Source organism: Vitreimonas sp., from assembly GCF_036392335.1.
In the GTDB taxonomy this organism is placed as follows: Bacteria; Pseudomonadota; Alphaproteobacteria; order Caulobacterales; family Aquidulcibacteraceae; genus Vitreimonas.
In genome coordinates this window covers 148,673-171,761 of record NZ_DASVYD010000021.1, presented here as the reverse complement: position 1 = coordinate 171,761, position 23,089 = coordinate 148,673, and the positions used below count along the sequence as shown (strand labels likewise).

Here is a 23,089-nt window from a genome sequence, read left to right as displayed (position 1 = left end):
AGAACAGCCCCATGTACGAACAAGAAACTTCGGGCCTCATGGTGCGGGTTGAGCCGCAATTCCTCGCCGACGAATCAAAGCCGGACGAGAACCGCTATGTCTGGGCCTATACGATCGAGATCGAGAACCGCTCCCAAGCTACCGTAAAGCTCATCTCGCGCTTCTGGCGCATCACCGACGAAAACGGCCACACGCAGGAGGTGCGTGGCGAAGGCGTTGTCGGCAAACAGCCAACGCTGCGCCCCGGCGAACGCTTCCGCTACACAAGTGCTGCCCCGCTCGCCGCGCCCTCTGGCGTCATGATGGGCGCCTATTCCATGGTGCGCCTTGGCGACAACGAAGCCTTCGACATAGCCGTGCCGCTCTTCGCGCTCGATTCTCCACACAATGCAAAAATGGTGAACTGACATGAGCCATCCCGCCTTCGAGGAAGCCATGCGCCGTGTGATCACCGGCGACGGCGCCAATGGCCGCTCGCTCGTCATCGTCGACGGTCCGCCCTCCAGCGAAATCGGCGCACCGGGCTTAGGCGGCCTCTACGAAATCTGGCACGAAGCGCTCGCTGAAAAGCTCAATCCAAGGGACACGCACGATCGCGGCGAGACAACGCCCATCCTTTCGCCTGCTCAAGGCAAAGTGAAAGTGCGCTGGTTCGTGATCGAGCCCACGCCGCCCGGCGCGCCGCCAGAATTGATCAAGGCCGCCGCGCGCGAACGCTTCACCCAATTCGGCGCCGCCGATCATCTGCGCGACCAGAACCGTCACCCGGCGATGCACCAGACAGATTCGCTCGACATCATCTGCCTGATCAGCGGCGACGCCTCGCTCATCCTCGACGACAGCGAAACACGGCTGAAGCCAGGCCAGATCGTCATCCAACGCGGCACCAGCCACGCCTGGACAGCGCACGACGGCCCAGCCCTCTTGCTCGCCGTCCTGATCGACCGCGAACTCGCATAACCCCGCACAACAAACCCACACGGAGGAAACCAATGATCGGTGTTGTCGCCACCATGAAAGTGAAACCGGAGAGCGCCGCCGCGTTCGAGGAAGCGATGCTGGCGCTGGTCAACGCCACGCGCGCCAATGAGCCCGGCGTCAAAGTCTATCAATTCTGCCGCGCAGAAAAGGACCCGACGAAATACATCGTCATGGAACTCTACCAGGACCAAGCCACGCTCGACGCGCACATGGCCTCCGCCTGGTTTCGCGAAGCCGGTCCAAAACTCCAACCCTGCCTCGCGGAACGCCCCGTTCTGGAAAAATTCGCGGCGCTAGCCCCGTAAGCCGCATCAAGGCCTCCGCTGGCGCCCAAGCGCTAGCGGAGGGAAACGTTGCGTCGCGCCGAGTGGAGACCGCTCACGTGCCCTCGCTCGAACCCTTCGGCAAAGACATTTGGATTGCGGATGGCCCCGTCGTGGAGAGCGCGGGCTTTGCCTATCCCACGCGCATGGCGATCATGCGTCTGGAGGACGGCGCGCTGTTCCTCTGGTCACCCATCGCGCTCACACCCGAACTGCGCGCCGCAATCGACGTGCTCGGTGAAGTGCGTTTTGTCGTGACGCCAACCTGTTTGCACTATGTCGCACTCCCCGCTTGGCGCGCCGCCTATCCCAACGCGACGCTCTACGCCGCGCCCGGCTCACGCACGCGCGCCAAACACATTGCCTTCGATGCCGATCTCACGGATGCGCCGCCGTCCGGCTGGCGAGGGCAAATCGATCAGGCGCTTATGCACGGCAACGCCATCGCCACCGAAGCCATCTTCTTCCATCGCGCCAGCGGCACAGTGCTCTTCGCCGACCTGCTGCAAAATTTCCCGGCCGATTGGTTCAAAGGTTGGCGCAGCCTCGTCGCGCGCTTCGACCGCATGATCGGTACGCAAGCGCAAGTCCCGCAAAAATTCCGCCTCGCCTTCACCAATCGCCGCGCCGCGCGCGAAAGCCTCGCTCGCATCCAAGCCTGGCCAATCGAAAAAGTGCTGATGGCGCACGGCACGCCCATCACCCAAAACGGCGCCGCCTTCATCACCCGCGCCTTCCACTGGCTCATACGCGATAAGGCCTAAGCCCGGACCGCCGCCGCGCGCAGCAGCGGGGTGTCGGCCCTCTCTCTTTCGAGAAAAGGGCTCTTGCGCTCAGTTCAGTACGCCAAACAGGAACAGCAGAATGATGATGGGTAATGGAATGCCGATGACCCAGAGAAGGCAGCCTTTGCCAAGTTCTTCCATGACGGGCTCTCCTCAGATCTTCGGCGCGGTTTGATACGGCAGGGTGTCGTCAAGCCGCGGGCGCGCTTCCCATTTCGGATGATGCGAACCGAGCCAGCCGCCAGCGATCGAACCGGCAAGGCCCAAGCTCAATGCGCCGACTGTCCACCACGAGAGCGCCGCCAAGGCGTCGGCTGTATCTTCCGCCGTCGCCAAATCGCTTGCATTAGCGCCTTGACCGTCGGTCGCGTCGCTCAATTCGCCGATCGTCTCGGCCACGCCCGAGGGCAGCGCATCGCCGCTGGCGGCTTGGCCCGCCGCAAACGTCGCCAGCGAAACCGCAACCGCCACAGCAAACGCCCACACCATGAAGCCCGTCAGCAAACCGCCAAAATGATCCGGAAACCGCGAACCGCGCGCGGCGATGTAAGCGCCAATCTGAAACGCGACCAGCTGCGCGAACATCACGTACAAGCCGCCGCCGATCGAAATCGTCTCGTCCTGCGCGTTGATCTCATAGGGATTGAACGCCGATGCGCCGATGGCGAGGCCAAGCACGTTCAACAAAAAGCCCACCGCGATCGCGGCGACCGCGCCTGCGAGAATGGTAGACCATTGAATCAGCGGATGCGCGTAATGGCGCCCCGACACGGTGTAATCAGGATCAAATCGGTACGCGACCATGGACGTCCCTCCGGTCGAAATTGCTCGACCGGTAACGTGACGCGCCAAGGTTTAGTTCCGAACACTTCCCCGTTTACGGGGGAGGTGCTGAGCGCAGCGAAGCGGAGGGGGAAGTTCCAGCAGACGCGTGCGCTGCATCGCCCCCTCAGTCGCTTACGCGACAGCTCCCCCGTAAACGGGGGAGCACAAGCTCAGGCGTTCTTGCGACGCGTCAGCGCCGAATAGCCATGCACCAGCTCTTCACTGATCTTGCCCGGCTTGAATGGCATGCCGGCGATCTCGCGGATCGGCGTCACTTCAGCAGCCGAGCCCGTCAGGAACGCCTCGGAGAACGTCGCCAATTCGTTCGGGAAGATCGCCCGCTCGACGACTTCAATGCCCTTCTCGCGCGCCAGCTTGATCACAGTCTGACGCGTGAAGCCGTTCAAGAAGCAATCTGGCGTCGGCGTATGGATCACGCCATCGCGCACGAAGAAGATGTTCGCGCCCGTCGCTTCCGCGATCTGGCCGCGCCAATCGAACATCAGCGCATCGTTGAAGCCCGCATCCTCCGCCGCATGCTTGGAAAGCGTGCAGATCATGTAGAGCCCAGCTGCCTTCGAATTGCACGGCGCGGTGTCCGGGGCCGGCCGGCGCCACGGTGCGATCGTCAGACGAATGCCCGCCATCTTGTCGGCGAAATAATCGCCCCATTGCCAGGTCGCGACCGCGGCGTGGATCGTATTGGACTTGGCCGACACGCCCAGCTGCTCCGAGCCGCGCCACGCCAGCACACGCACATAGGCGTCACTGAAGCCCATCTTGTTGAGCAGTTCTTGCTTGGCGCGCTCGATCTCATCGACCGCGTACGGCACCTGGAAGCCGAGGATCTTCGCCGACTTATGCAAGCGCTCGCTGTGATCGCGGCTGCGAAAAATCTCGCCGTCATACGCGCGCTCGCCCTCGAACACGCAGGAGGCGTAGTGCATGGCGTGCGTGAGCACGTGGACCTTAGCCTCGCGCTGGGGCACGAATTCCCCGTCCATCCACACCCAACCGTCGCGGTCGTGGAAAGGCGCTGCGGCCATGATCTTGTCCTCTGCTATACTCGGCGTTACGAACGCCGCCCCGGAACGGGGATGGTTTTCTCTCTATTGGGTGATCCGCGACATGCCTGTCAACAACCGGCAAGCAAACTTGCAACAAATCACCCCGCATATGACCTCGAAGGGCCAATGCATGCCCCGCAAATCGGCGGAGCGCGCATGAGCGCCGCCCCCGCCTTCGATGCGCTCGACCGCCCGCCCCACCTCTTGCTGGTGGATGACGACGACCGCATTCGCGATCTGCTCAAGCGATATCTAACTCAGGCCGGGGCGCGCGTCTCCGCCGCCGCTGACGCAGCCGCCGCCCGGCGCCTGCTCTCCTCGATGGATTTCGACTTGCTCATCCTCGACGTGATGATGCCAATCGAAGACGGTTTTTCGCTGGCCGAGAGCGTACGCAAGAACTCCAAAGTGCCGATCATTCTGCTCACCGCACGCGGTCTCGCTGAGGACCGCATTCGCGGCCTTTCAATCGGCGCTGATGATTACGTGCCAAAGCCTTTCGAGCCGGCCGAACTCACACTGCGTATCAACGCCATCCTTCGCCGCACCGTCACGGCGCGCGGCGAGACGCCCGAACTCGTCAGCTTCGGCCCCTTCACCTTCAATGCCGGGCGCGGCGAGCTTCAGCGCGAAGGCGCGCCCATTCGCCTGACCGAGGCCGAAGTCGCGATGCTGCGCGTGCTGGCGGCGCGCCCCGGCGAAGTCGTCAGCCGCGAAGATCTCGCTAAACGCACAGGCCAAGGCCTGGAACGCTCGGTCGACGTCCAAATTACCCGCCTGCGCAAGAAGACCGAAGTTGATCCGCGCGCGCCGATATATCTGCAAACCGTGCGCGGCGTCGGCTATCGGCTGGCGGTCGATTGATGAACGCGCCCACGCCGCCGCCGCGCTTCCGCTTTCGCGACATCCTGCCGAAGGGACTCTATTGGCGCACGCTGCTGATCATCGTGGCGCCCGCGGCATTGCTGCAGCTCATCATCACGCTCGTCTTCCTTGATGATCACTGGCAAGCCACGTCCAAACGCATGAGCCAAGGCGTGGCCGCGGACATCGCCCTCATCATCCAGCTCTACGAGCGCGATCCGACGCCCGAGAATTTCGCCGACCTTGAACAACTCGCACGCCGCCCGCTGCGGCTTGAGATCGCATTTCTTCCCGATGCACCCGTCGACATCGCGCGCTGCACGCGCAGCGGCTCGCCGCTCGACCGCTACCTCACCCGAGATCTTGAAGATTCGATCGGCCGCGAGGTCTGGTACGATTCAACCTGCCCCGGCAATCAGGTGATTATCCGCGTGCCCAGCGAAGGCGGCGTGCTCGAACTGCGCGCCTTCCGCGACCGCGTGCAGGCGCGCTCTGGTCCGCTCTTCGTGGCCTGGATTTCGGGCGCGACGATCTTCCTGATCGTCGTTTCCGTACTCTTTATCCGCAATCAGGTGCGGCCGATCGAACAGCTCGCCGCGGCGATGGAGCAATTCGGCCGCGGCGAAGACACCGGCTTCTTCCGCGTGCGCGGCGCCCGTGAAGTGCGCGGCGCGACGCATGCCTTCTTCGACATGCGCCAGCGCATCCGCAAGCACATCGAGCAGCGATCGCAATTGCTGGCGGGCGTAAGCCATGATCTGCGCACGCCGCTCACGCGCCTCAAGCTGCAACTCGCGCTGATGCCGCCTTCGGCGGAAATCGAAGACGCCAAACGCGACCTCGCGGACATGGAAGAGACGTTGGATGAATATCTAGCCTTCGCGCGCGGTCTCGCCGAAGAGGCCCCTGAACAGGTCAATCTCGCCAGTATCGCGCAAGAGATCGCCGCCGACGCCAGTCGTCACGGCGCCCAGGTCACGCTCGAAACCTCGGGCGCGGTTGAAACCCCTGGTCGCGCCCGCGCGCTGAAACGCTGTCTCGCCAATCTGATCGACAACGCCGCCGCGCACGGCGACAGAGTCCAGGTCACGATCAAGGGCGAGGACAATTTCGTGACGGCCTCCGTTGATGACAACGGCCCCGGCATTCCTGAAGATCTTTACGAAGAAGCCTTCCGTCCATTCTCGCGGCTTGATGAGACCCGCTCGCGTAACCAAAAGGGCGTAGGCCTTGGCCTCGCCATCGCACGCGACGTCGCCCGCTCGCACGGCGGCGACATCTTGCTCAGCCAGAGTCCGCTTGGCGGATTGCGCGCCACGCTGCGCCTGCCCAGGCCGGCCTAAGCTGTGGATAAGTTGTGAGTATTCACAGCGCGGCGCCTGCTCTGCGTCGCGGCGCTTCCAAAGTCTTCACGATCTAATAAAGTCGCGCCCGCTGGGCCGGGCCATTTCCCGCTTCACGTTTGAGCTGCGAAACCATGGATGAAGGCGAAAGCGCCCGTTACGAGCGGGCTCGCATCTGCATCGACTTCGGCACGGCCCTGTCTAAGGCCTCGATCTGCCTTGACCCGATGCTGCCGCTCGAAGTCGGCGTAAAGCCGCTGCCAATCGGCGCCATTGCGCGCGGTGAGCATCCTTTGCTGACCCCGTCCGTGATCTATGTCGATGGCGGCCGCTTGTTCTTTGGCCCCGCCGCCCTCGATCACGCACGCCGCGGCGTCGAAACTCAACGCGACCCGTTGCTTTCATTTAAGACCGTGCTCGGCGCCACCAATGTCGATCAAGCGCTCGCACAAAAGCTGCGCCCGTCGATGGACCCGACCGGCACATTCATCAATCGTGACGCGCTCGTGCTTTATCTCGCCTATCTGGACCAGCTGATCCGTGAAGCGATCGAACTGGCGCCGAACATCCCGAACGCTGTCGTCAACGCCAAGCGCCGCTATACCAGCCCCGTATGGAAGCCCGGTAGCGGCGCCGACAAGACCTTCGAGGCGATTTTCAATGAAGCCGCGGCCGTGTCGCAAAAGCTCGGCAAGCTCTTTCACGCGCAGGAAGGCATCTCCATCGCCCAAAGCAAGGACGCCCTCGACAAGGCGCGCCTCCAGCCGGGTAATGGCATGCTCGAGACCGGCATCTTCGAGCCGCACGCCGCAGCCGCCACGGCGCTTGCCTTCACAAGCGCGCCGACACGCTTCGTGCTCGTCTTCGATATGGGCGCGGGCACCGTCGACTTCGCCGCATTCGATTTCGACGAAAGCACTGAGCCGCCGGCGCTTACAGAGATCAAGGAGGCGCGCCAGTGCAGTGCGCTCGCCGGCGACGAGATCGACCGCATTCTGATCGAACTGTATCTGCGCAAGCGCGGCGGTGAGAAGAGCCGCGAAGACGAGTTGCGGCTGCTGCGCACCGCCCGCCTTTCGGCGCGCGACATGAAGAAAGAGCTCTTCACCACCGGCAAGACCTCGCTAAAGACCAGCGGCTGGATGGCCACCACCATTCGCATCAATGAGCTGATGGAAGACCAGAACTTCCGCACCTACCTGACCGCATTGCGCAACACGATGGCCGCGAGCCTCAACGTCGTGCTGCAGCGCGCCGAAGCCGTCGGCGCGACCGCGGTGGACGTCGTGTTGGCGGGCGGCGGATCAAACCTGCCGTTCATGCCTGATCTGGTGAAGAGCGCCGCCCAGGTGCGCCCGCACAACATCCAGGTGCGCTTCGGTCCGCTTTCGCCAGCGAACCCGCTCTACAACAGCGTGGACCCATCGTTGCGCGACATCTTCCCGCAAATTGCGATGTCCGTCGGCGGCGCGCTCGTGGAAATGATGCCGGCGCGCTAAGCAGCGTCCTCCGCGACGAAGCCCTTCCAGGTGCGCATGTAGTTGACGAACACCTCGCCCAGCGCCTCGCTGCGAAGGTAATCCGCCGTCACTGGCGTCGCGATCGGCTTGAAGCTCGGGTCGGCGGCGACGCGGTTCGGGAAATCATGGTGCAGGATGGCGCCGCGCCCAATGACGACGAAATCCAGCCCCTCGTCCATGCAGCGCGCGCATTGTTCGCCAGTCATGATCTTGCCTGCGGCGCCCAAACGGACATTTTTGCGCTCAAGGTTCGCGAACACTTGCAGCAGGGTCTGCCCTTTGAAGCGTTCGTCCAGCGGCTCCTTGAACACATCCCAAAGCGACATATCCAGGTAATCAATCTTTTCCTCGCGCAACAGAAGCTGCGCCAGATCACGAATCTCGGCGATGTCCATGTCGAACCGCTCTGGCGAGAGTCGCACGCCCAGCGAGAAGCCTGGCTTGGTCGCCGCGCGCACACCATCGATGATCTCGTGCAGAAGGCGCGCACGGTTCTCCGCCGAGCCGCCATATTGATCCGTGCGCTTGTTGATGCCGCCGCTAAGGAACTGACAGATCAAATAGCCATGCGCGCCGTGGAGCTCGACACCGTCGAAGCCCGCTTGCTCCGCACGCCGCGCCGCTGCGATGAAGGCGTCACGCGCCTCATAGACTTCATCGAGCGTCATCGCCCGCGCTTTGAACTCTTCATTGTCGGAGGGACAAAGCGGCGCGTGACCAATCACGTTGGCCATCGCCCGCATGCCCGAGTGCTGAAGCTGCACCACCGCGTGCGTGCCGTGCGCCTTCAGCCCAGCGGCGAGACGCGTCAGTCCGGCGATGTGCTTGTCGTCATGCGCGCCGAGTTGGCCCGGGAATCCAAGTCCCGCCGGCAGGATCGAGGCCGCGCACGTCATGGTGAGCCCAAACCCGCCTTCGGCGCGTTTGGTCAACCACTTGTATTCGTCGTCGCTCAGCACGCCGTCAGCGCCGCTTTGCAGATTGGTCAGAGGCGCGAGCACGAAGCGGTTCTTCAGCGTTGCGCTGGATTTCAGGGGGAGTGGTTCGAACAAATTGGCCATGGGCGGAAACTTAGACATGGGGCGACGCCGCCGCCAAGGCGCCGCTAGGGCATCACTTTGGATGTAGGATTGCGCGGACCCGCTCCGTCCTTGGGACAAACAGAGGAGATCCAAATGCGGAAAATTATCACCGGCGCCTTCCTGACTTTGGATGGCGTGATGCAGGCGCCAGGCGGCCCGACCGAGGATCCTACGCGCGGGTTCGAGCATGGCGGCTGGGTGGTTCCACACATGGACGAAGCCCTAGGCGCCGAGATCGATCTCTGGTTCCGCGACCCGTACGATCTGCTCCTCGGCCGCAAGACCTACGAGATTTTCGCCGCGCATTGGCCCTACGCCGAAGGCGGCCCAGACGATGGCATCGCCGTCCAGTTTAACCGGATCACGAAATTCGTGGCCACCCGCTCGGGTGATGTCGACACGAGCTGGAAGGGCACCGTTGTTTTGCGCGATGCGGCAGCCGACGTGGCCAAGCTCAAGCAGGAAGATGGCCCCAACCTCGTCACGCAAGGCTCCGGCGACCTCATCCAAACCCTGCTCGCCCACGATCTGATCGACGAGATTCATGCGATCACGTTCCCGATCGTGCTCGGCCGCGGCAAGAGACTCTTCGGCGGAGGCGCAAAGCCCCTTGGCTTCAGACTGCTCAGCCATGGCGTGACGCCGAAGGGCGTGACAATCGCGCGGTATGCGCGCACCGGCGCGGTCGAGACTGGCGATTACGCGCTCCCTGAACCCAGCGTCGCCGAACGCGCGCGCCAGGAGCGGATGAAGCGTGAAGGTTAGAGTGTGAAGCTCGCGAGCTTACGCGAGAAGTCGGTGGCGGCGGTGGACCAGCCCTCCGAGAAGCGGTTGACCTCCGGCGCAATCACTTCGTCGTACTGGATCGCGAACATCGCTAGCGCCATGAACACGAGGCCCGCGCACATGCGCCATTGCCTGTCGAAAGCGCTGCGGACGTTGTGCTTCAGCTCGGCGGTGTCGAACAGATGAGCAATCATGGTCGGCGCTCGTTGTGTTTAACGTGCGTCAATCATGACGCGCGAACAGTAAACAAGCGCTTGCCAAAAGGTTTACGCGAGCCCGAACTACACATGAACTACAGTCAATCGTAGCGTATGATGAAACGCTTCTTCATCGGCACGATGACACGCCACACGCCGACGAAGCCCGGCTCGATCACAAAGGAGTCGCCTGAGCTAAAGCGCTTCGTCTCACCGTCCTCATCGGAAACGATTTCGCATACGCCTTCCAGCATATGGCAGAACTCCCACTCGTCATAGCGCACCCGCCACGCTCCGACCGTGGCGCTCCACACGCCGACGAACACCTTGCCGTCGCGTTCGTATTCAAGCGCCGTCGTTTCGATCGGCGCACCTTCGACGAGCCGATCGGGCGAGATCGGACCAGATTCCGCTGGTGCGGTCTCATCGAGATGATAGAGCTTAGGCATCGAGGACTTAGCGTTGCACAGGCGCGACACTCGTCCAAGTCATCGGAGTCATTATGGGAGTGCGACAGGCAATCTTGGCGCTCATGGCGTCATGCGCGATGCTTGGTGTTTCACACGCCACGGAGACCGTAGACAGCACTGAGGCGGACCTATCCTGCCTCGTCGCCTCGCTGCACCTCATGAATTCGAGCGTGCCCGAGCAGTCGCAAGCGGGCATTGCCTCTTTCCTGTATTGGCTTGGCCGGGTGGATGGCGGGGCGCCGGACCTCGACCTTGAAACGCGGATCGCAAACCTTTCGCCCGCCTTCACAAACGAGCACCTCAACGCCGAGTTGGTGCGGTGCGGCACGGAGATGCAAACACGCGGCGCCGAAGTCCAAGCCATTGGCGACCGTCTTCAGGCGCGCGGCCTCTAGCTTCCAGCTGCGTCGTCCGGCTTGGGCTTTGCCTCGAAGCCCGCCCAACGGCCGAACATTTCCTCGGCGCGGCGAAGGTTCTTGTCGAGCGAGGCCATCGTCTTGGCGAAATCGCCGGCGCTGTCGCCGCGCCAAGCCGCCCGCGCCTGGCCGATAATCACACCGAGGCCCTGCGCGCGCGCTTGGCCGGTCATGCCGTCCGCCTCCATGCCTGCGATCGCCAGCACCCAGCGCGCGCAGCGGACGTGCCGCTGGTGCGCGGCGGCCATCAAAGTTGGATCGCGGTCGACACCGTGTTCCATCGCCAGCACCGCCGCACGATGTGGCTCCATGGCTTCGAAGCGGCGCATGATCAGTTCGAAGAGCCGGTCCCGCACACTTTGGTTGGGGTCAAGTTGGTTGAGATCGTCGGCAATCGCGCGGTCGAACGCCTCCTCCACACAATCCACCGCTTCCCAAAGCGTCGCCCCGTAAAAATCCGAGACCGGTCGCGCCGCCGCGTCGGCCAGACGGATGAGCGTCACCTCGCGCCACGGCACGCTGCCGGCCAGCGACAATGCGGCCCGCGCCAAGTCGCGGCGAATTGAGGAGTCGAGGTGCGCCATGAGGTCCTACGTGCGATGAAAACTCGCGCGATCAAGGCCAGCAGCGGAGCCTGCGTCAAGGGATTAAGGGACCGGGCGCGGCAAAGAGGTCTATCACGAGGCCAGGACGAATTAGCGCTTGCCCAAATCGCGCGACCGTTGTGCCGCCGCGCTCACGGCCCGGCGCAAAAGCGGCCCAAGTCCGTCTCCGGCGCCCAGCACGTCGAGCGCCGCTTCCGTGGTCCCGCCAGGCGAGGTCACTTGCTTGCGCAACGCTCCCGGCGGTTCGCCCGTCTCCAGCATTAGCGCACCGGCGCCCGCCACAGTCGCGCTCGCCAGCCGCATCGCCGTCTCACGATCCAGCCCCTCCTGCTCGGCCGCCGCCGCCAGCACTTCAGCGAGCAAGAATACATAGGCGGGCCCGGACCCTGACACTGCCGTGACCACGTCCATCAATCGTTCGGCCGCGATCGGCTCCACCGTCCCCAACGGCTCCAGCAATTGCTCGATGAGTTGACGATCTTCGGGCGCACAAGCGGGCGACGCGACATAGGCTGTCACCCCGCGTCCGATCTTGGCAGGCATGTTGGGCATGGCCCGGATCACCCGTTGCCCGCCCAATTCCCGCGCCAGCGCTTCCATCGGCACGCCCGCCATGACCGAGAGAATTCGAGTCTGCTCGCCGACAAAGCGCTTCGCTTCGGCGGCGACCGTGACGAAGGCCTGCGGCTTGACGGCCAGCACCAAGACGTCGACCGGCCCGCCCGCACTCGGATTTACGACCGCGCCGACCGCTTCAAGTTCGCGCTCAAGCGCAGGATCGAAGTTCGGCTCCACGACGGTGAGCGAAAGCCCTCCGCCTTTGCGCACAGCTTCGATCCAGCCCCGCACCAAAGCGCCCCCCATGGCGCCAGCGCCAACGAGGGCAATGGACGGGGCTTCGAGTGCGCTCACGCTTCTCCTAGCGTCTCAAACAATGACGCGGCGGACGCGTCTTCGGCGGACATACCGCCCATGATCAGAAAATGGAATGCCGGCTGAAACCGCTCGGCCGCATCCATCGCCGCGGCCAGCATGGCCTGCACTTCGCCGACCGAAATCTCTTCCCGACCGATCATCGGCATCGCGTGCCGGAAAATGATCGTGCCATCGTCCGACCAGACGTCGAAATGGCCGAGCCAGAGATTTTCGTTGATCAGGCCGGCGAGCCGCACCGCTTCCGCGCGGCGCGACACAGGCGCCTGAATGTCGAAACCCAGCGTGAACAGTAGCGCCGGAAGCTCATGGCGCATGCTGAAGTAGCCGACCGTTTCACCAGACGAACATTTAAAGGAGAAGTGGACGTCCCCGTCCTCCGCGCGCTCGCAAGAGAAGCGATCGTCGCAGCCAATGACGGCTTCCACCGTTTCCAACGGATCGCCGGTGCTTACGACTTCGTCGTCGAGATAGAGATCCATGAGCGTCCCCTTCGCGAGCTCAGAGCCGCCCCCGGCGGCACAAATGGTCTCTTCGCCTTGGCCGCGCGCCTTAAGCCGACGCGTCGAATCGAGCCCCGTACAACAAGGTAAGCGCTTGGGAAGTTACCTGGATATTACCGGGGCAGTTTTCTCACCGTCTGAGACAGTGAAGTGTTTATGAAGCCCGGTCTTTGAGCAGCGCTTCCAGGGCCGCAAGTCGGGTGCGGAGTTCGTCGGCTTCGGCGCGGGCGTCGGCGGCCATTTGCTTTACCGCCTCGAATTCGTCGCGGCTCACGAGGTCCATTTCGGCGACGAAGCGATCCGCCTGGGCGCGCATGAAGCTTTTGGCTTCCAGGCTGGCGCCTTGGGCTACGCCCATGGCCCCCGTCATCAAACGGGCCAGATCATCGAACACCGAGCTTGTCGTTTGCATGTGGACCGATCCTTTCGGCCTAATTAGAAGCCCGGCTTGAGCCGGGCAATGCGGCCAATCAGCTAAAACGAAGGGCGCCAGCCGGTGATCTTAGAGGCAATCCAATTCCCCAATATCGACCCCGCGGCGCTCACTCTGCCCGGCTTCGAGCTATTTGGGACGCAACTCGGCCCCTTCCCGCTGCGCTGGTACGCGCTGGCCTACATTGTCGGCCTGGTGCTGGGTTGGCGCTGGATGGTCTGGTTGATCCGGCGCGACAAGCTCTGGGCGCCGGGCAGACCCGCCCTCTCCGTACCGCAAGCCGATGACTTCTTATTCTGGGCGACGCTCGGCGTGATCCTTGGCGGCCGTATCGGCTACGTGCTCTTCTACAAGCCCGACATGATCTGGAAGGCGCCCGCCGAAATCCTGCAAATCTGGCAGGGCGGCATGAGCTTCCACGGCGGCCTGATCGGCGTGGCGCTGGCGGCCGTCTGGTTCACGCGCCAGCTGCATGTGAACGAAGAGCATTTCGCGTCGCTCGCAAAGAAGCATGCCGTTGCCGAGCCGCCCGCCGCAGAGCGCAAGAATTATGTGCGTCTCGGCGAACTGGGCTGGGTGAAGAAAAACGAAGTCGAAAGCGCGCGCGAGAAGTCGAAGACCGACAAGATCGATCTATTGCGCCTGGGCGATATCGCCGCCGCCGCCGCCCCGATCGGTCTCTTCTTTGGCCGCATCGCCAATTTCATAAACGGGGAACTCTGGGGCCGCGTGACCGACAGCCCGTTTGGTGTGATCTTCTGCAACGAACGCCTGATGGCGCAGAATGGCGGCTATTGCCCGGCCGGTCTCGATCCGCGCCACCCGAGTCAACTCTATGAGGCGGGCCTCGAAGGCTTGGCGCTGTTTGCGATCATCAATATCGCCACGCTCAAATTTGACAGCCTACGCCGCCCGGGTCTCAACGTAGGCATTTTCCTCGTCTGCTACGGCCTCTTCCGCGCGCTCCTCGAAACCGTGCGCGAACCGGACGCGCACATGCCAGAATCGCTGCGCGGCATCGTCACCATGGGCATGCTGCTCTCGATCCCGATGATCCTTGCCGGCATGTGGCTGATCAATCGCGCCTTCAAGCAACCCAAATTGGCGGCAGCGTGAGCCTGAAAGAAAAACTGATCGATTATATCCGCGACAACGGCCCGATGACGGTCGCGGACTATATGGGCGCTTGTCTATACGATCCGGAGGACGGCTATTACGCAACCCGTCCCGCCATCGGCGGCGCCAGCGCTGATTTCCTCACCGCGCCGGAAGCGAGCCAAATGTTTGGCGAGCTGATCGGCTTGTGGTGCGCGCATGAATGGGATGTGCTCGGTAAGCCTGCCTTCAATCTGATTGAACTCGGCCCCGGCCGCGGCGTGTTGATGCAAGATGCGTTGCGCGCCACGCAGCGCCTGCCCGGCTTCCGCGAGGCCTGCAACATCGTGCTGATCGAAACCAGCGCGCCACTGCGTGATGAGCAAGCACAACGCATCGATGAACCCGAATGGGCATTGCGCCTGGAAGACGCGCCACCCGGCCCGTCGCTCATCATCGGCAACGAGTTCTTGGATTGCATGCCGATCCGCCAATTCGTGCGCGGTGAAGATGGCTGGCACGAGAAGCTCGTCGGGCTAAACGAAGCTGAGCAACTCGTGTTTGGCCTGAGCGCCGCCATCCCCGGCCCCGAAACGGACGACGAACCTGGCATGGTGCGTGAAATCGCGCCCAGCCTGGAAAGCTTCATGTACGAAATCGAGCGCCGCCTGCATGATGCGCCGGCGCGCATGCTGCTGATCGATTACGGGTACGCGCGGCCCGAAGGCGCCGACACGCTGCAAGCGTTGAAGAACCACAAGAAGATCGATCCGATCGAGACGCCTGGTGAGGCTGATCTCACGGCGCACGTCGATTTCGCACGTGTGGCGCAACTCGCCTTGAACGCGGATCTGCAAGTTCACGGCCCCATCACGCAGGGCCAATTCTTACGCAACCTCGGCATCGAAGTGCGCGCCGAGACCCTAGCGAACGCCAACCCACAACACGCGCCGCGCGTGATGCGGGAGTTGAAGCGCCTCACGGACGCCGATCAAATGGGCGCGTTGTTCAAAGTCATATGTCTGTCGAGCCCCAACCTCCCGCCGCCGGCCGGATTCTGAGCGAACCGCCAGCAGTCCAAGCCGACGCGCTGGCGCACGTGCGCCACGGCTTCTTCGGCCGCGGGGGCGGCGTATCAGCAGGCATTTATGCCAGCCTTAATGCCGGCACGGGCTCAAGGGATGAACCAGAGTGCGTTCGCGAGAATCGCCGTCGCATCGCCGCGAGCTTTGGCGCCGCGCCGGACATGCTCGTGGGCGTTCACCAGGTGCATTCGCCGGACGCGGTGTTCATTGATGCGGCTTGGAGCGGCGAGCGCCCGCATGCGGACGCACTTGTCACCACCAATCCCGCCCTCGTGCTTTCCGTACTGACCGCCGATTGCGGCCCAGTGTTGCTGGCCGACAAAGAAGCTGGCGTTATAGCGGCGGCCCACGCCGGCTGGCGCGGCGCCTTCGGCGGCGTGCTGGCCTCAACGGTGAAGCTGATGATCGAACACGGTGCGCGCGCAGACCGCATCTGCGCTGCGGTCGGCCCCTGCATTCAGCAACAATCATACGAAGTCGGCGCCGATTTCCGCGACACCTTCAGCGCGGCTGATCCCGCCAACACCCGTTTCTTCAGCGATGAATTCGGCCCCAAGCCGCATTTCGATCTGCCCGCTTTTTGCGCGCATCAGCTCGCGCTGCTCGGCGTCGGCGACGTCGAGATCGTCGATATCGATACGTTCCGCGATGAGAGATATTTCAGCCATCGCCGCTCCCTCCGCGAGGCCGCACCCGATTATGGGCGCAATTGCGCTGCTATATCTCTCGGCTGAACCAGCACCGCCGCAGCGCGTTGAAGGAGAAGCATGCCATTTGCCTCGCTTACGCCGTATCGCGAAACGCCCATCCCGCCCCCCAAAACTGCGCGCGGCTATCGCGCGTTGCCGATCAAATTCGATGGCGCTGAGAATGGAGAGCCCCTCGTGCGGGCTGCCGATTACGGCGTCGCCGGGCGCAACTACTACGCCGCCTCACGCAACCCGCCCTATTACGCCGCTGTGCCAGGGGCGATCGATGACATCGTCGTCCGCGAGGGCGTGGCCCACAAGCTCGCGGGCGTCAACGCAAAACTGGCCCAAGCCGATCTCGAGCTCTTTCTGTTTGACGGCTGGCGACCGCAGGCTGTGCAGGCTTATTTCCACGATGTTTGGCTGCCCGCCGAGATCAGGCGCCGCAAGCCCGGTATCAGCGAGTCCGAACTGATCGCCGAAGTCGAGACCTATTGGTCCGCGCCGACGATCGACAAGAATGGCCCCTCGCCGCACGCCACGGGCGGCGCAGTCGACCTGACCATCCGCTGGCGCGACGGCGAGCAACTCTGGATGGGCTCGCTCTTCGACGACGCCTCGCCGCTGGCCCACACGCCGCGCTTTGAGTCGCAGGTGGCAGAGTTCAGCTTTTCCGACGACGAAGCCCGCGCCAATCGCCGCTTGCTCTATTGGCTCATGGTCGAGGCCGGCTTTGCCTCAAATCCCACCGAATGGTGGCATTTCTCCTATGGCGACCAGATGTGGGCCAAGCTGCTCGGCAAGCCGGAAGCGGTTTACGGCGGTGTCGACTATGCCGAAAGGCAGACCCCAAAGTCGTGACGTAGATGCAACGGCGCTCGCCCATGTCACGAAAATGCATCAAACCCTTTCCTCACCGCCGAGTCGGAGAGTAAGCAGCCCGCAATCGCGTGAGGGCTCGCATCCGATGAAACTGATCTCCGGCAACGCCAACCAAACACTGGCGAAGGCCATCGCCGAGCATCTCGACCTACCGCTTGCGGAAGCGGAGTTTCGGCGTTTCAAGGACAATGAGATTTTCGTCGAGATCAAGGAGAACGTTCGCGGCGAGGACGTCTTCATCATCCAGTCGACGTCGTATCCCGCTAACGACCATCTGATGGAATTGCTGATCGGCATCGATGCGCTGAAGCGCGCCTCGGCACGCCGCATCACGGCGGTGATCCCCTATTACGGCTATGGCCGCCAGGACCGCAAAGTCGGCGGCCGCACGCCGATCTCGGCCAAGCTCGTCGCCAACCTCGTGGTCACAGCCGGCGCCGATCGCGTGCTCACACTCGAACTGCACGCCGGCCAAATTCAGGGCTTCTTCGACATCCCTACCGACAACCTCTTCTCCACGCCGGTGCTTGAAAAGGACATCCGTGAGCACTGCAAGGACACCACCAAGCTGATGATCGTCTCGCCGGACGTCGGCGGCGTCGTCCGCGCACGCGCGCTTGCCAACAAGCTGGGCGCCGATCTCGCCATCGTCGACAAGCGCCGAGAGAAGGCTGGCGTATCCGAAGTGATGCACATCATCGGCGATGTCGAGGGACGCGACTGCATCCTGATCGACGACATCGTCGATAGCGGCGGCACCCTCTGCAACGCAGCCGACGCGCTGATTGCCAAAGGGGCGACCTCGGTTTCGGCCTACATCACGCACGGCGTACTCTCCAACGGCGCGGCCAAGCGAGTCGATGAATCCAAGCTCAAGGAAATGGTCGTCACCAATTCCATTGATGCGGCCACGCGTACGGAAAAATGCAAGAAGCTCCGCGTGGTTTCAGTGGCGGAGCTGATGGGCAACGCCATCTCGCGCATCGCCAACGAACAGAGCGTCAGCTCGCTGTTCGAGTGATTACGCTGCGCAAAGCCAGCGCCTCGGACATTCCCGCGCTGCACGCGCTGGTCGAGAGCGGTTATCGCGGCGAGAGCGCCAAGCGCGGCTGGACGCACGAGGCCGACCTGTTAGGCGGACAACGCACCGACCCGCAAGCGCTTGCCGACATCATCGCCGATCCAGCGCAGACGATCCTGCTTGCTGAGGACAATGGTGCGCTCGCCGGCTGCGTCCTCATCGCCGACGAGGGCGACCGAAACGGCAAGCCCATCGCCTATCTCGGCATGCTCACTGTGAGCCCGGAACGCCAGAGCGCCGGTCTCGGCCGTCAACTGATCGCCGCAGCCGAAACGCACGCGCGCAAGCTCGGCGCGGCCAGCATGGAAATGACGGTGATCAAGCAACGCCGCGAATTGATCGCGTGGTACCTCCGTCGCGGCTATGTCGATACCGGGCGCGAGGAGCCCTTCCCATTGGACGACGAACGCTTCGGCCTGCCAAAATCCCGCGACCTCGTCTTCATTGTGCTCGCCAAAACGCTGCAATAGCAACGCTTCATTCACTGTAACGCGCGCAAGCGCGTGAACGCTTTTGCAAACGCCATCAAGTAAATTGCCCCACAAAACATTCGGGTGGGCTCCGCGCGTTGACAGAGCGTAAACAAAAATGGGACCCCGCAGAGCGGCGGGCATGGATCAGCGCAGGCGCGCCGATCCTCGTGCTTCTGCTCGTCGTCGCGATGCTCTTCTTGGCGCTTACCGTGAACTTCACGCAGCGCCAGGACCGAAGTTTCGCCGAAGAATCCGCGCACGTGCTCGGAAGCGTCATGGACGCGCGCGCCCAAGCGCTCGCGAAGTTAACGCTCGATTACGCAATGTGGGACGAGGCCTACGAGAACGTTACACTGCGTTTCGATCCAGATTGGCTGGACAACAATTATTATTCCGCCGTCGCGGACGCGCTGATCGTGTTCGATGTCGACGGCGCTGTGCGGCACGAATGGGTCGCCGACGGCGTCGACGATGGCTCGCTCCTGATCGGCGCGGCGCTCGCCGCCGCTCGCGGCGATTTCGCCCTGCCGCAACCGGATGCTGTCGACAGCGCCAATCTCGCCGTTCACTCGGTGATCACCCAGAATGGTCGCTTAGCGCTTCTCTCCGTCGCCGCAATCACGCCGGAGACCGCCTATGATCGCCGGGCCCGCACTGACGCGCCGCCCGACTATCTCGCGATCATCGACGTTCTGACGCCGGAAGACATCGCCACTCTGGGCGCCACGCTCAACCTGGAGCAACTCGCCTTCGCCACCGCCGCGTCGCGCGACCGAGACCGGCTCGCCCTACCTCTCGTGACGCCCTCAGGCCGGCAGATCGGCGCGCTCACGTGGCGCCACGAACGCCCCGGCAGCGCGGCTTTCGCGCTGCAGTTCTGGCCAATCATGTTCTGCCTCGTGCTGATCGGCGTGCTAGCGATCCTGATCACGCGCACGCTCGTGGCCTCGCATGTGCGCATCGCTTCGAAAGCCGAGACCGCGCTTGAGGTCAGCCGCTTGCGTGCCGACTTTATCGCCACGATGAGTCATGAATTGCGCACGCCGCTTAACGCCATCATCGGCTACACTGAACTCATACAAGAGCAGTTGGGCAGTGCGCCCGATCATCAGGTTCTGCGCACGGACACCACCCGTATCCTCGCCGCCGCGAAGCATTTGCGCCAATTGGTCACCGATGTCCTCGACCACGCCCGCATTGACGCCGGGCGCCTCCAACTCAATCTCGAACCGGTCACCGTCGAAGGCATGCTGGAAGAGGTTGTCGAAATCGCCGAGCCGATGGCGGTTGCACAGAACAACGTGCTTTCCATCGTCGATCCGGGTCACGGTCTATACGCCATGGCCGACGACATGCGGCTGCGTCAAATTCTGCTTAATCTCGTTGGCAACGCCATAAAATTCACCAACGGCGGCGACGTCGAAATCAGCGCAGCTCTCCGGGGGGCGCATGTCGAGTTCACAGTACGCGACACCGGAATCGGCATCGCGGCCGACGACCTCGAACGATTGTTTGAGCCCTTTTCCCAGGCCAATACAGACATTCAAAGGAAATATGGCGGCACCGGACTCGGTCTCTCCATTTCACAGAAACTGGCGCACGCGATGGGCGGCTCGATCACAGCCGAAAGCACGCTAGGCAAGGGTTCGGCATTCACCTTGGCCCTCCCGCTCGCCAGCGTCGCGCAGCTCGCGGCTGCATAAAGAAACGGCGACACGGTCTCCCGTGCCGCCGGAGCTCGAAAAAGAGCTAGGGGAGAGCTTATTCGGCCGCGATCTTGGCGGCGGCCAGATTCTCCTTCGTCGGCAGCGGCTTTTCGAGCTGCGCCCAATCGATCAAGACGTCGCCCGCGAGGTCTTCGTACTTCAGCGCTCCAAGCGCCTCGTACTTTTCGCGCACCTTCTCGGTGAGCAGACCGACGCGCTTCAGGTTCGGCATGATGCGTTCGAACAGCAATTCACGGAATAGACCGATCACCATGGAATCCATGATGTGCTTCTTGGCGGCTTCGAGATCGAAGCCGTATTCGCGCATGACGTCGAGACCGAACAAACGATCGCGCATGATCGCGCAGGCTTGGTACGCAAATTCCGCACGGTCCTCGATTTCCTGTTCCGGCAACGCCTTGATCCAATCTTCGAGATAATTCACGCCGAAAGCCACGTGACGGCCTTCGTCGCGCATCACCAGTTCGACGACTTGCTTCAGCACCGGGTCACGCGTGGTGCGCACCGTCGTGCCAAACGCCGCCAGCGCCAGCCCTTCGATAATCAGCTGCATGCCGATGAATTTCAGGTCCCAACGCTCGTCGGCGAGCACCTTATCGATGAGCGCCTTGAGATTGTTGTTGATCGGATAGATGCGGCCGCAGCGTTGGCGCAGATAATGATTGAACACTTCGACATGGCGCGCTTCGTCAAACGTCTGAGAAGCCGCATAGAGCTTGGCGTCCGCCGTTGGGGCGCACGACACGAGTTGCGACGCCACCAACAAAGCGCCCTGCTCGCCGTGCAGGAACTGACTCATGGTCTGCGCGTGCGCCTTCCATGAGAACTCGATCTTCTCTTTCTCGCTCAGCGCCTCGTATTCTGGATAACCATTGAGCGCGCTGAGCGACGGCTCGGACGGATAATCGTCCATGTTACACGGCGCATCCCAATCAATGTCGTCGGTCGGGTTCCAGTTGAACTTCTTGCCAAGTTCGTAGAGCCGGCGAATTTTCGCGTTGGCGCTGTCGTAATCCCAGTTGAACGAGCCGGTCAGCGGCGTGTGGAATATCTCGCGGATCGTCTCCACGTCCTCCATCGTCAGCTTGTCGGCGAGATCGTCGTTCTCAAACGTACGCACCTCTTGTGGGGGCTTATCAACGATGGTGACGCGCATTGTGTTCTCCCTATAAAAATGACGCATGCGTCATTTTTAAGAAAACGCTAATGCGATGAGACGGCATTGATTTCGATCAATCCCCTCGCGCGATTGAGCGCGCGCGATTAGATTCCTCGCCATGCGAGCAACATTCTCGGTCCTGGCGGTGCTCCTTCTCGGCGCGTGCTCGATCGGGGCCGCCGACGAGGGCAGCGAGCGCTTTCCAACCTCGGGCTCATATCCTGCCGGCACAATGGAGCGCATCAGCTTCACCGCTGGGGTCCCCGAAGGCTGGCGCATATCGGCCCTTCAGACCCCGCCCCGCGCCGACGCTGGTTGGAAGGTGGTCATCATCACGGGAACGCCGTCCTGGAGTGAGTATTGGGCCCCCACCATTGCCGGCCTGCCTGAAACCCGGGAAATGATCGTCGCCGACCGTCCCGGCTTCCGCACCTCCGAGCCCGAGGACGCCGTTCGCGATCTGGCCAAACAGGCCGACGCCCTCGCCCCCATGCTGGAAGCGCGTGAAGGCCAGCGTATTCTCCTTGTTGGTCAAAGCTTTGGCGCACCTGTCGCCACTCTGATGGCCGCCCGCTATCCCGACCGCGTCGACGCCCTCGTGCTGGTGTCGGCCTATTTCGGCGACCGGGGCCCGACCGCTCGGCGCATGTTCGGCGCTGGTCAAATGCTACATGGCGTGCTGCCGCGCGACCTGCGCAATTCGATCTCGGAGGTCACGGCCCAGGCCGAACAATTGCCGGCGGTCTGGACTGCCTTCCAGGGCCTGAGCCAGCCCATCGTTTTCATCCATGGCGACGCCGACACGTTCGTGCCCCTGGAGGCCGACCAACGCATCGCCGCCACCTACGGTCATTCCCTGGTTACCGTCCCCGACGGCGACCATTTCCTGAACGCCTGTTGCGTCGCCGCACTGCTCGACACGTTCGAGCGCGCCATTGCCGAGGCCGAAGGCCGACAACCCGCCGCCCCGCCACAAGCGGCAAATGACCCTGATCCGGCTGGCGGACCTACCTTGCGGTGACCGCCGCCATCCGCTAGAAGCCCCGCTTCCATTTTTCCGACGATAGCGGATTTCGAAGGGGCACGGGCCCATGGCCGGCATTGTATTGAACGTTGAACAGCGCGAGCGCACCGGCACGGGCGGCGCGCGCGCCACCCGCAAGGCAGGCCTCATTCCCGGCGTGCTCTATGGCGGCCCGCGCGGCGCTGTGCCGATCGAAATCAACGCCAAGGACGTCGAAATGGCGCTCCGTTCGGGGAAGTTCATCTCGCACATGGTCGAGCTCGACCACAAAGGCGAGCGCCAGCCTGTGATCCCGCGCGCGATCCAGCTGCACCCGGTGACGGATCAGCCGATCCATCTCGACCTCTATCGCGTCGAAGAGAATTCCGCGATCACGGTCGATGTCGTCGTCCACTTCAAGAATCACGAAGCTTCGCCGGGCCTCAAGCGCGGCGGCGCGCTCAATATTGTGCGCCACACCGTCAAACTGAAGGTGAAGGCAAACGCCATCCCGGAAGAGATCGTTGTCGACCTCACCGGCAAGGACATCGGCGACTCAATCCACATCTCGTCGATCACGCTGCCGGCTGGCGCGCGCCCGGTGATCGCTGACCGTGACTTCACGATCGCGACGATCACAGGCCGTAAGGCTGAGAAGGAAGAGGCCCCGGCCGCGGAAGCCGCCCCGGCGGCCGCTGCTGCTCCGGCTGAAAAAGACAAGAAGTAAGGAAGGCAGTCACGCCTTCCTTTCCTGCTCGGGGA

General features: G+C 62.9%; 28 protein-coding genes. 18 read left to right on the top strand and 10 right to left on the bottom strand.

What is annotated here, in order from left to right; translation table 11 throughout:
- Nucleotides 1-11 precede the first annotated feature (11 nt).
- The 4 genes from apaG (at nucleotide 12) to VF769_RS05295 (ending at nucleotide 2,068) form a co-directional block, all read left to right on the top strand.
- Nucleotides 12-407 (top strand): Co2+/Mg2+ efflux protein ApaG, encoded by a 396-nt coding sequence (gene apaG, locus VF769_RS05310; RefSeq protein WP_331007333.1) that lies wholly within the window; start codon nucleotides 12-14, stop codon nucleotides 405-407.
- A gap of 1 nt (nucleotide 408) precedes the next feature.
- A complete protein-coding gene (locus VF769_RS05305; protein WP_331007332.1) occupies nucleotides 409-960 on the top strand; it encodes a cupin domain-containing protein in 552 nt (183 codons plus the stop codon).
- A 32-nt stretch (nucleotides 961-992) separates the two neighbouring features.
- Nucleotides 993-1,286, top strand: a complete 294-nt coding sequence (locus VF769_RS05300; RefSeq protein WP_331007331.1) for a putative quinol monooxygenase — start codon at nucleotides 993-995, stop codon at nucleotides 1,284-1,286.
- A gap of 77 nt (nucleotides 1,287-1,363) precedes the next feature.
- Nucleotides 1,364-2,068: a DUF4336 domain-containing protein gene (locus VF769_RS05295; protein ID WP_331007330.1), complete on the top strand. Its 705-nt coding sequence runs from the start codon at nucleotides 1,364-1,366 to the stop codon at nucleotides 2,066-2,068.
- 174 nt (nucleotides 2,069-2,242) lie between these two features.
- Here the strand turns inward: VF769_RS05295 and VF769_RS05290 are convergent, their stop codons facing one another.
- Complete coding sequence (locus VF769_RS05290; protein WP_331007329.1) at nucleotides 2,243-2,893, bottom strand: hypothetical protein; 651 nt, start codon at nucleotides 2,891-2,893, stop codon at nucleotides 2,243-2,245.
- 191 nt (nucleotides 2,894-3,084) lie between these two features.
- Nucleotides 3,085-3,960, bottom strand: coding sequence for a branched-chain amino acid aminotransferase (locus tag VF769_RS05285; protein WP_331007328.1), 876 nt, complete (start codon nucleotides 3,958-3,960; stop codon nucleotides 3,085-3,087).
- Between the two features lie 177 nt (nucleotides 3,961-4,137).
- Between VF769_RS05285 and VF769_RS05280 the strand changes: the two genes are divergently transcribed.
- From VF769_RS05280 to VF769_RS05270, 3 genes are all read left to right on the top strand, one after another.
- Nucleotides 4,138-4,845 (top strand): response regulator, encoded by a 708-nt coding sequence (locus VF769_RS05280; RefSeq protein ID WP_331007327.1) that lies wholly within the window; start codon nucleotides 4,138-4,140, stop codon nucleotides 4,843-4,845.
- The gene (locus VF769_RS05275; protein ID WP_331007326.1) at nucleotides 4,845-6,188 is read left to right on the top strand and encodes an ATP-binding protein; all 1,344 of its coding nucleotides are present in this window, start codon (nucleotides 4,845-4,847) and stop codon (nucleotides 6,186-6,188) included. The genes VF769_RS05280 and VF769_RS05275 overlap by 1 nt, the downstream gene beginning before the upstream one ends.
- A 134-nt stretch (nucleotides 6,189-6,322) precedes the next feature.
- Nucleotides 6,323-7,687, top strand: coding sequence for an Hsp70 family protein (locus tag VF769_RS05270; RefSeq protein ID WP_331007325.1), 1,365 nt, complete (start codon nucleotides 6,323-6,325; stop codon nucleotides 7,685-7,687).
- On the opposite strand, the gene VF769_RS05265 is transcribed toward VF769_RS05270, so the two are convergent.
- Complete coding sequence (locus VF769_RS05265; protein WP_349258098.1) at nucleotides 7,684-8,769, bottom strand: NADH:flavin oxidoreductase; 1,086 nt, start codon at nucleotides 8,767-8,769, stop codon at nucleotides 7,684-7,686. The two genes, VF769_RS05270 and VF769_RS05265, sit on opposite strands and share 4 nt — an antisense overlap.
- Before the next feature lie 114 nt (nucleotides 8,770-8,883).
- Between VF769_RS05265 and VF769_RS05260 the strand changes: the two genes are divergently transcribed.
- A complete protein-coding gene (locus tag VF769_RS05260) occupies nucleotides 8,884-9,555 on the top strand; it encodes a dihydrofolate reductase family protein (RefSeq protein ID WP_331007323.1) in 672 nt (223 codons plus the stop codon).
- Here the strand turns inward: VF769_RS05260 and VF769_RS05255 are convergent.
- Together VF769_RS05255 and VF769_RS05250 are read right to left on the bottom strand one after the other, a co-directional pair.
- Entirely contained in the window at nucleotides 9,552-9,770 is a 219-nt protein-coding gene (locus tag VF769_RS05255; protein ID WP_331007322.1) for a hypothetical protein, read from the bottom strand. The two genes, VF769_RS05260 and VF769_RS05255, sit on opposite strands and share 4 nt — an antisense overlap.
- 104 nt (nucleotides 9,771-9,874) lie before the next feature.
- A complete protein-coding gene (locus VF769_RS05250) occupies nucleotides 9,875-10,222 on the bottom strand; it encodes a cupin domain-containing protein (RefSeq protein ID WP_331007321.1) in 348 nt (115 codons plus the stop codon).
- 98 nt (nucleotides 10,223-10,320) lie between these two features.
- Between VF769_RS05250 and VF769_RS05245 the strand changes: the two genes are divergently transcribed.
- Nucleotides 10,321-10,638 carry a hypothetical protein gene (locus VF769_RS05245; protein ID WP_331007320.1) on the top strand — a complete coding sequence of 106 codons (318 nt, stop codon included), beginning with the start codon at nucleotides 10,321-10,323 and terminating at the stop codon, nucleotides 10,636-10,638.
- Here VF769_RS05245 and VF769_RS05240 read toward each other — a convergent pair.
- From VF769_RS05240 to VF769_RS05225, 4 genes are all read right to left on the bottom strand, one after another.
- Nucleotides 10,635-11,243, bottom strand: coding sequence for a hypothetical protein (locus tag VF769_RS05240; RefSeq protein ID WP_331007319.1), 609 nt, complete (start codon nucleotides 11,241-11,243; stop codon nucleotides 10,635-10,637). The two genes, VF769_RS05245 and VF769_RS05240, sit on opposite strands and share 4 nt — an antisense overlap.
- Before the next feature lie 111 nt (nucleotides 11,244-11,354).
- Nucleotides 11,355-12,176, bottom strand: a complete 822-nt coding sequence (gene proC, locus VF769_RS05235; protein ID WP_331007318.1) for a pyrroline-5-carboxylate reductase — start codon at nucleotides 12,174-12,176, stop codon at nucleotides 11,355-11,357.
- Nucleotides 12,173-12,679, bottom strand: a complete 507-nt coding sequence (locus VF769_RS05230) for a YbjN domain-containing protein (protein ID WP_331007317.1) — start codon at nucleotides 12,677-12,679, stop codon at nucleotides 12,173-12,175. The genes proC and VF769_RS05230 overlap by 4 nt, the downstream gene beginning before the upstream one ends.
- A 175-nt stretch (nucleotides 12,680-12,854) precedes the next feature.
- Nucleotides 12,855-13,112 (bottom strand): accessory factor UbiK family protein, encoded by a 258-nt coding sequence (locus VF769_RS05225; protein WP_331007316.1) that lies wholly within the window; start codon nucleotides 13,110-13,112, stop codon nucleotides 12,855-12,857.
- Nucleotides 13,113-13,196: 84 nt separating this feature from the next.
- Between VF769_RS05225 and lgt the strand changes: the two genes are divergently transcribed.
- From lgt to VF769_RS05190, 7 genes are all read left to right on the top strand, one after another.
- Nucleotides 13,197-14,249 (top strand): prolipoprotein diacylglyceryl transferase, encoded by a 1,053-nt coding sequence (lgt, locus tag VF769_RS05220; RefSeq protein WP_331007315.1) that lies wholly within the window; start codon nucleotides 13,197-13,199, stop codon nucleotides 14,247-14,249.
- Nucleotides 14,246-15,289 (top strand): class I SAM-dependent methyltransferase, encoded by a 1,044-nt coding sequence (locus tag VF769_RS05215; RefSeq protein WP_331007314.1) that lies wholly within the window; start codon nucleotides 14,246-14,248, stop codon nucleotides 15,287-15,289. The genes lgt and VF769_RS05215 overlap by 4 nt, the downstream gene beginning before the upstream one ends.
- Nucleotides 15,247-16,047, top strand: a complete 801-nt coding sequence (gene pgeF / locus VF769_RS05210; RefSeq protein ID WP_331007313.1) for a peptidoglycan editing factor PgeF — start codon at nucleotides 15,247-15,249, stop codon at nucleotides 16,045-16,047. The genes VF769_RS05215 and pgeF overlap by 43 nt, the downstream gene beginning before the upstream one ends.
- Nucleotides 16,048-16,080: 33 nt before the next feature.
- A complete protein-coding gene (locus VF769_RS05205; protein WP_331007312.1) occupies nucleotides 16,081-16,863 on the top strand; it encodes a M15 family metallopeptidase in 783 nt (260 codons plus the stop codon).
- Between the two features lie 106 nt (nucleotides 16,864-16,969).
- On the top strand, nucleotides 16,970-17,905 hold the full coding sequence (locus VF769_RS05200) for a ribose-phosphate pyrophosphokinase (RefSeq protein WP_331007311.1): 936 nt from the start codon (nucleotides 16,970-16,972) through the stop codon (nucleotides 17,903-17,905).
- On the top strand, nucleotides 17,902-18,435 hold the full coding sequence (locus VF769_RS05195) for a GNAT family N-acetyltransferase (RefSeq protein WP_331007310.1): 534 nt from the start codon (nucleotides 17,902-17,904) through the stop codon (nucleotides 18,433-18,435). The genes VF769_RS05200 and VF769_RS05195 overlap by 4 nt, the downstream gene beginning before the upstream one ends.
- A gap of 98 nt (nucleotides 18,436-18,533) precedes the next feature.
- The gene (locus tag VF769_RS05190) at nucleotides 18,534-20,141 is read left to right on the top strand and encodes an ATP-binding protein (RefSeq protein WP_331007309.1); all 1,608 of its coding nucleotides are present in this window, start codon (nucleotides 18,534-18,536) and stop codon (nucleotides 20,139-20,141) included.
- 58 nt (nucleotides 20,142-20,199) lie between these two features.
- Here VF769_RS05190 and VF769_RS05185 read toward each other — a convergent pair whose 3' ends face one another.
- Nucleotides 20,200-21,321, bottom strand: a complete 1,122-nt coding sequence (locus VF769_RS05185) for a ferritin-like domain-containing protein (protein ID WP_331007308.1) — start codon at nucleotides 21,319-21,321, stop codon at nucleotides 20,200-20,202.
- 121 nt (nucleotides 21,322-21,442) lie between these two features.
- Here VF769_RS05185 and VF769_RS05180 point away from each other — a divergent pair, with 121 nt between their 5' ends.
- Nucleotides 21,443-22,345, top strand: a complete 903-nt coding sequence (locus VF769_RS05180; RefSeq protein WP_331007307.1) for an alpha/beta fold hydrolase — start codon at nucleotides 21,443-21,445, stop codon at nucleotides 22,343-22,345.
- A gap of 70 nt (nucleotides 22,346-22,415) precedes the next feature.
- The gene (locus tag VF769_RS05175) at nucleotides 22,416-23,054 is read left to right on the top strand and encodes a 50S ribosomal protein L25/general stress protein Ctc (protein WP_331007306.1); all 639 of its coding nucleotides are present in this window, start codon (nucleotides 22,416-22,418) and stop codon (nucleotides 23,052-23,054) included.
- Nucleotides 23,055-23,089 lie beyond the last annotated feature (35 nt).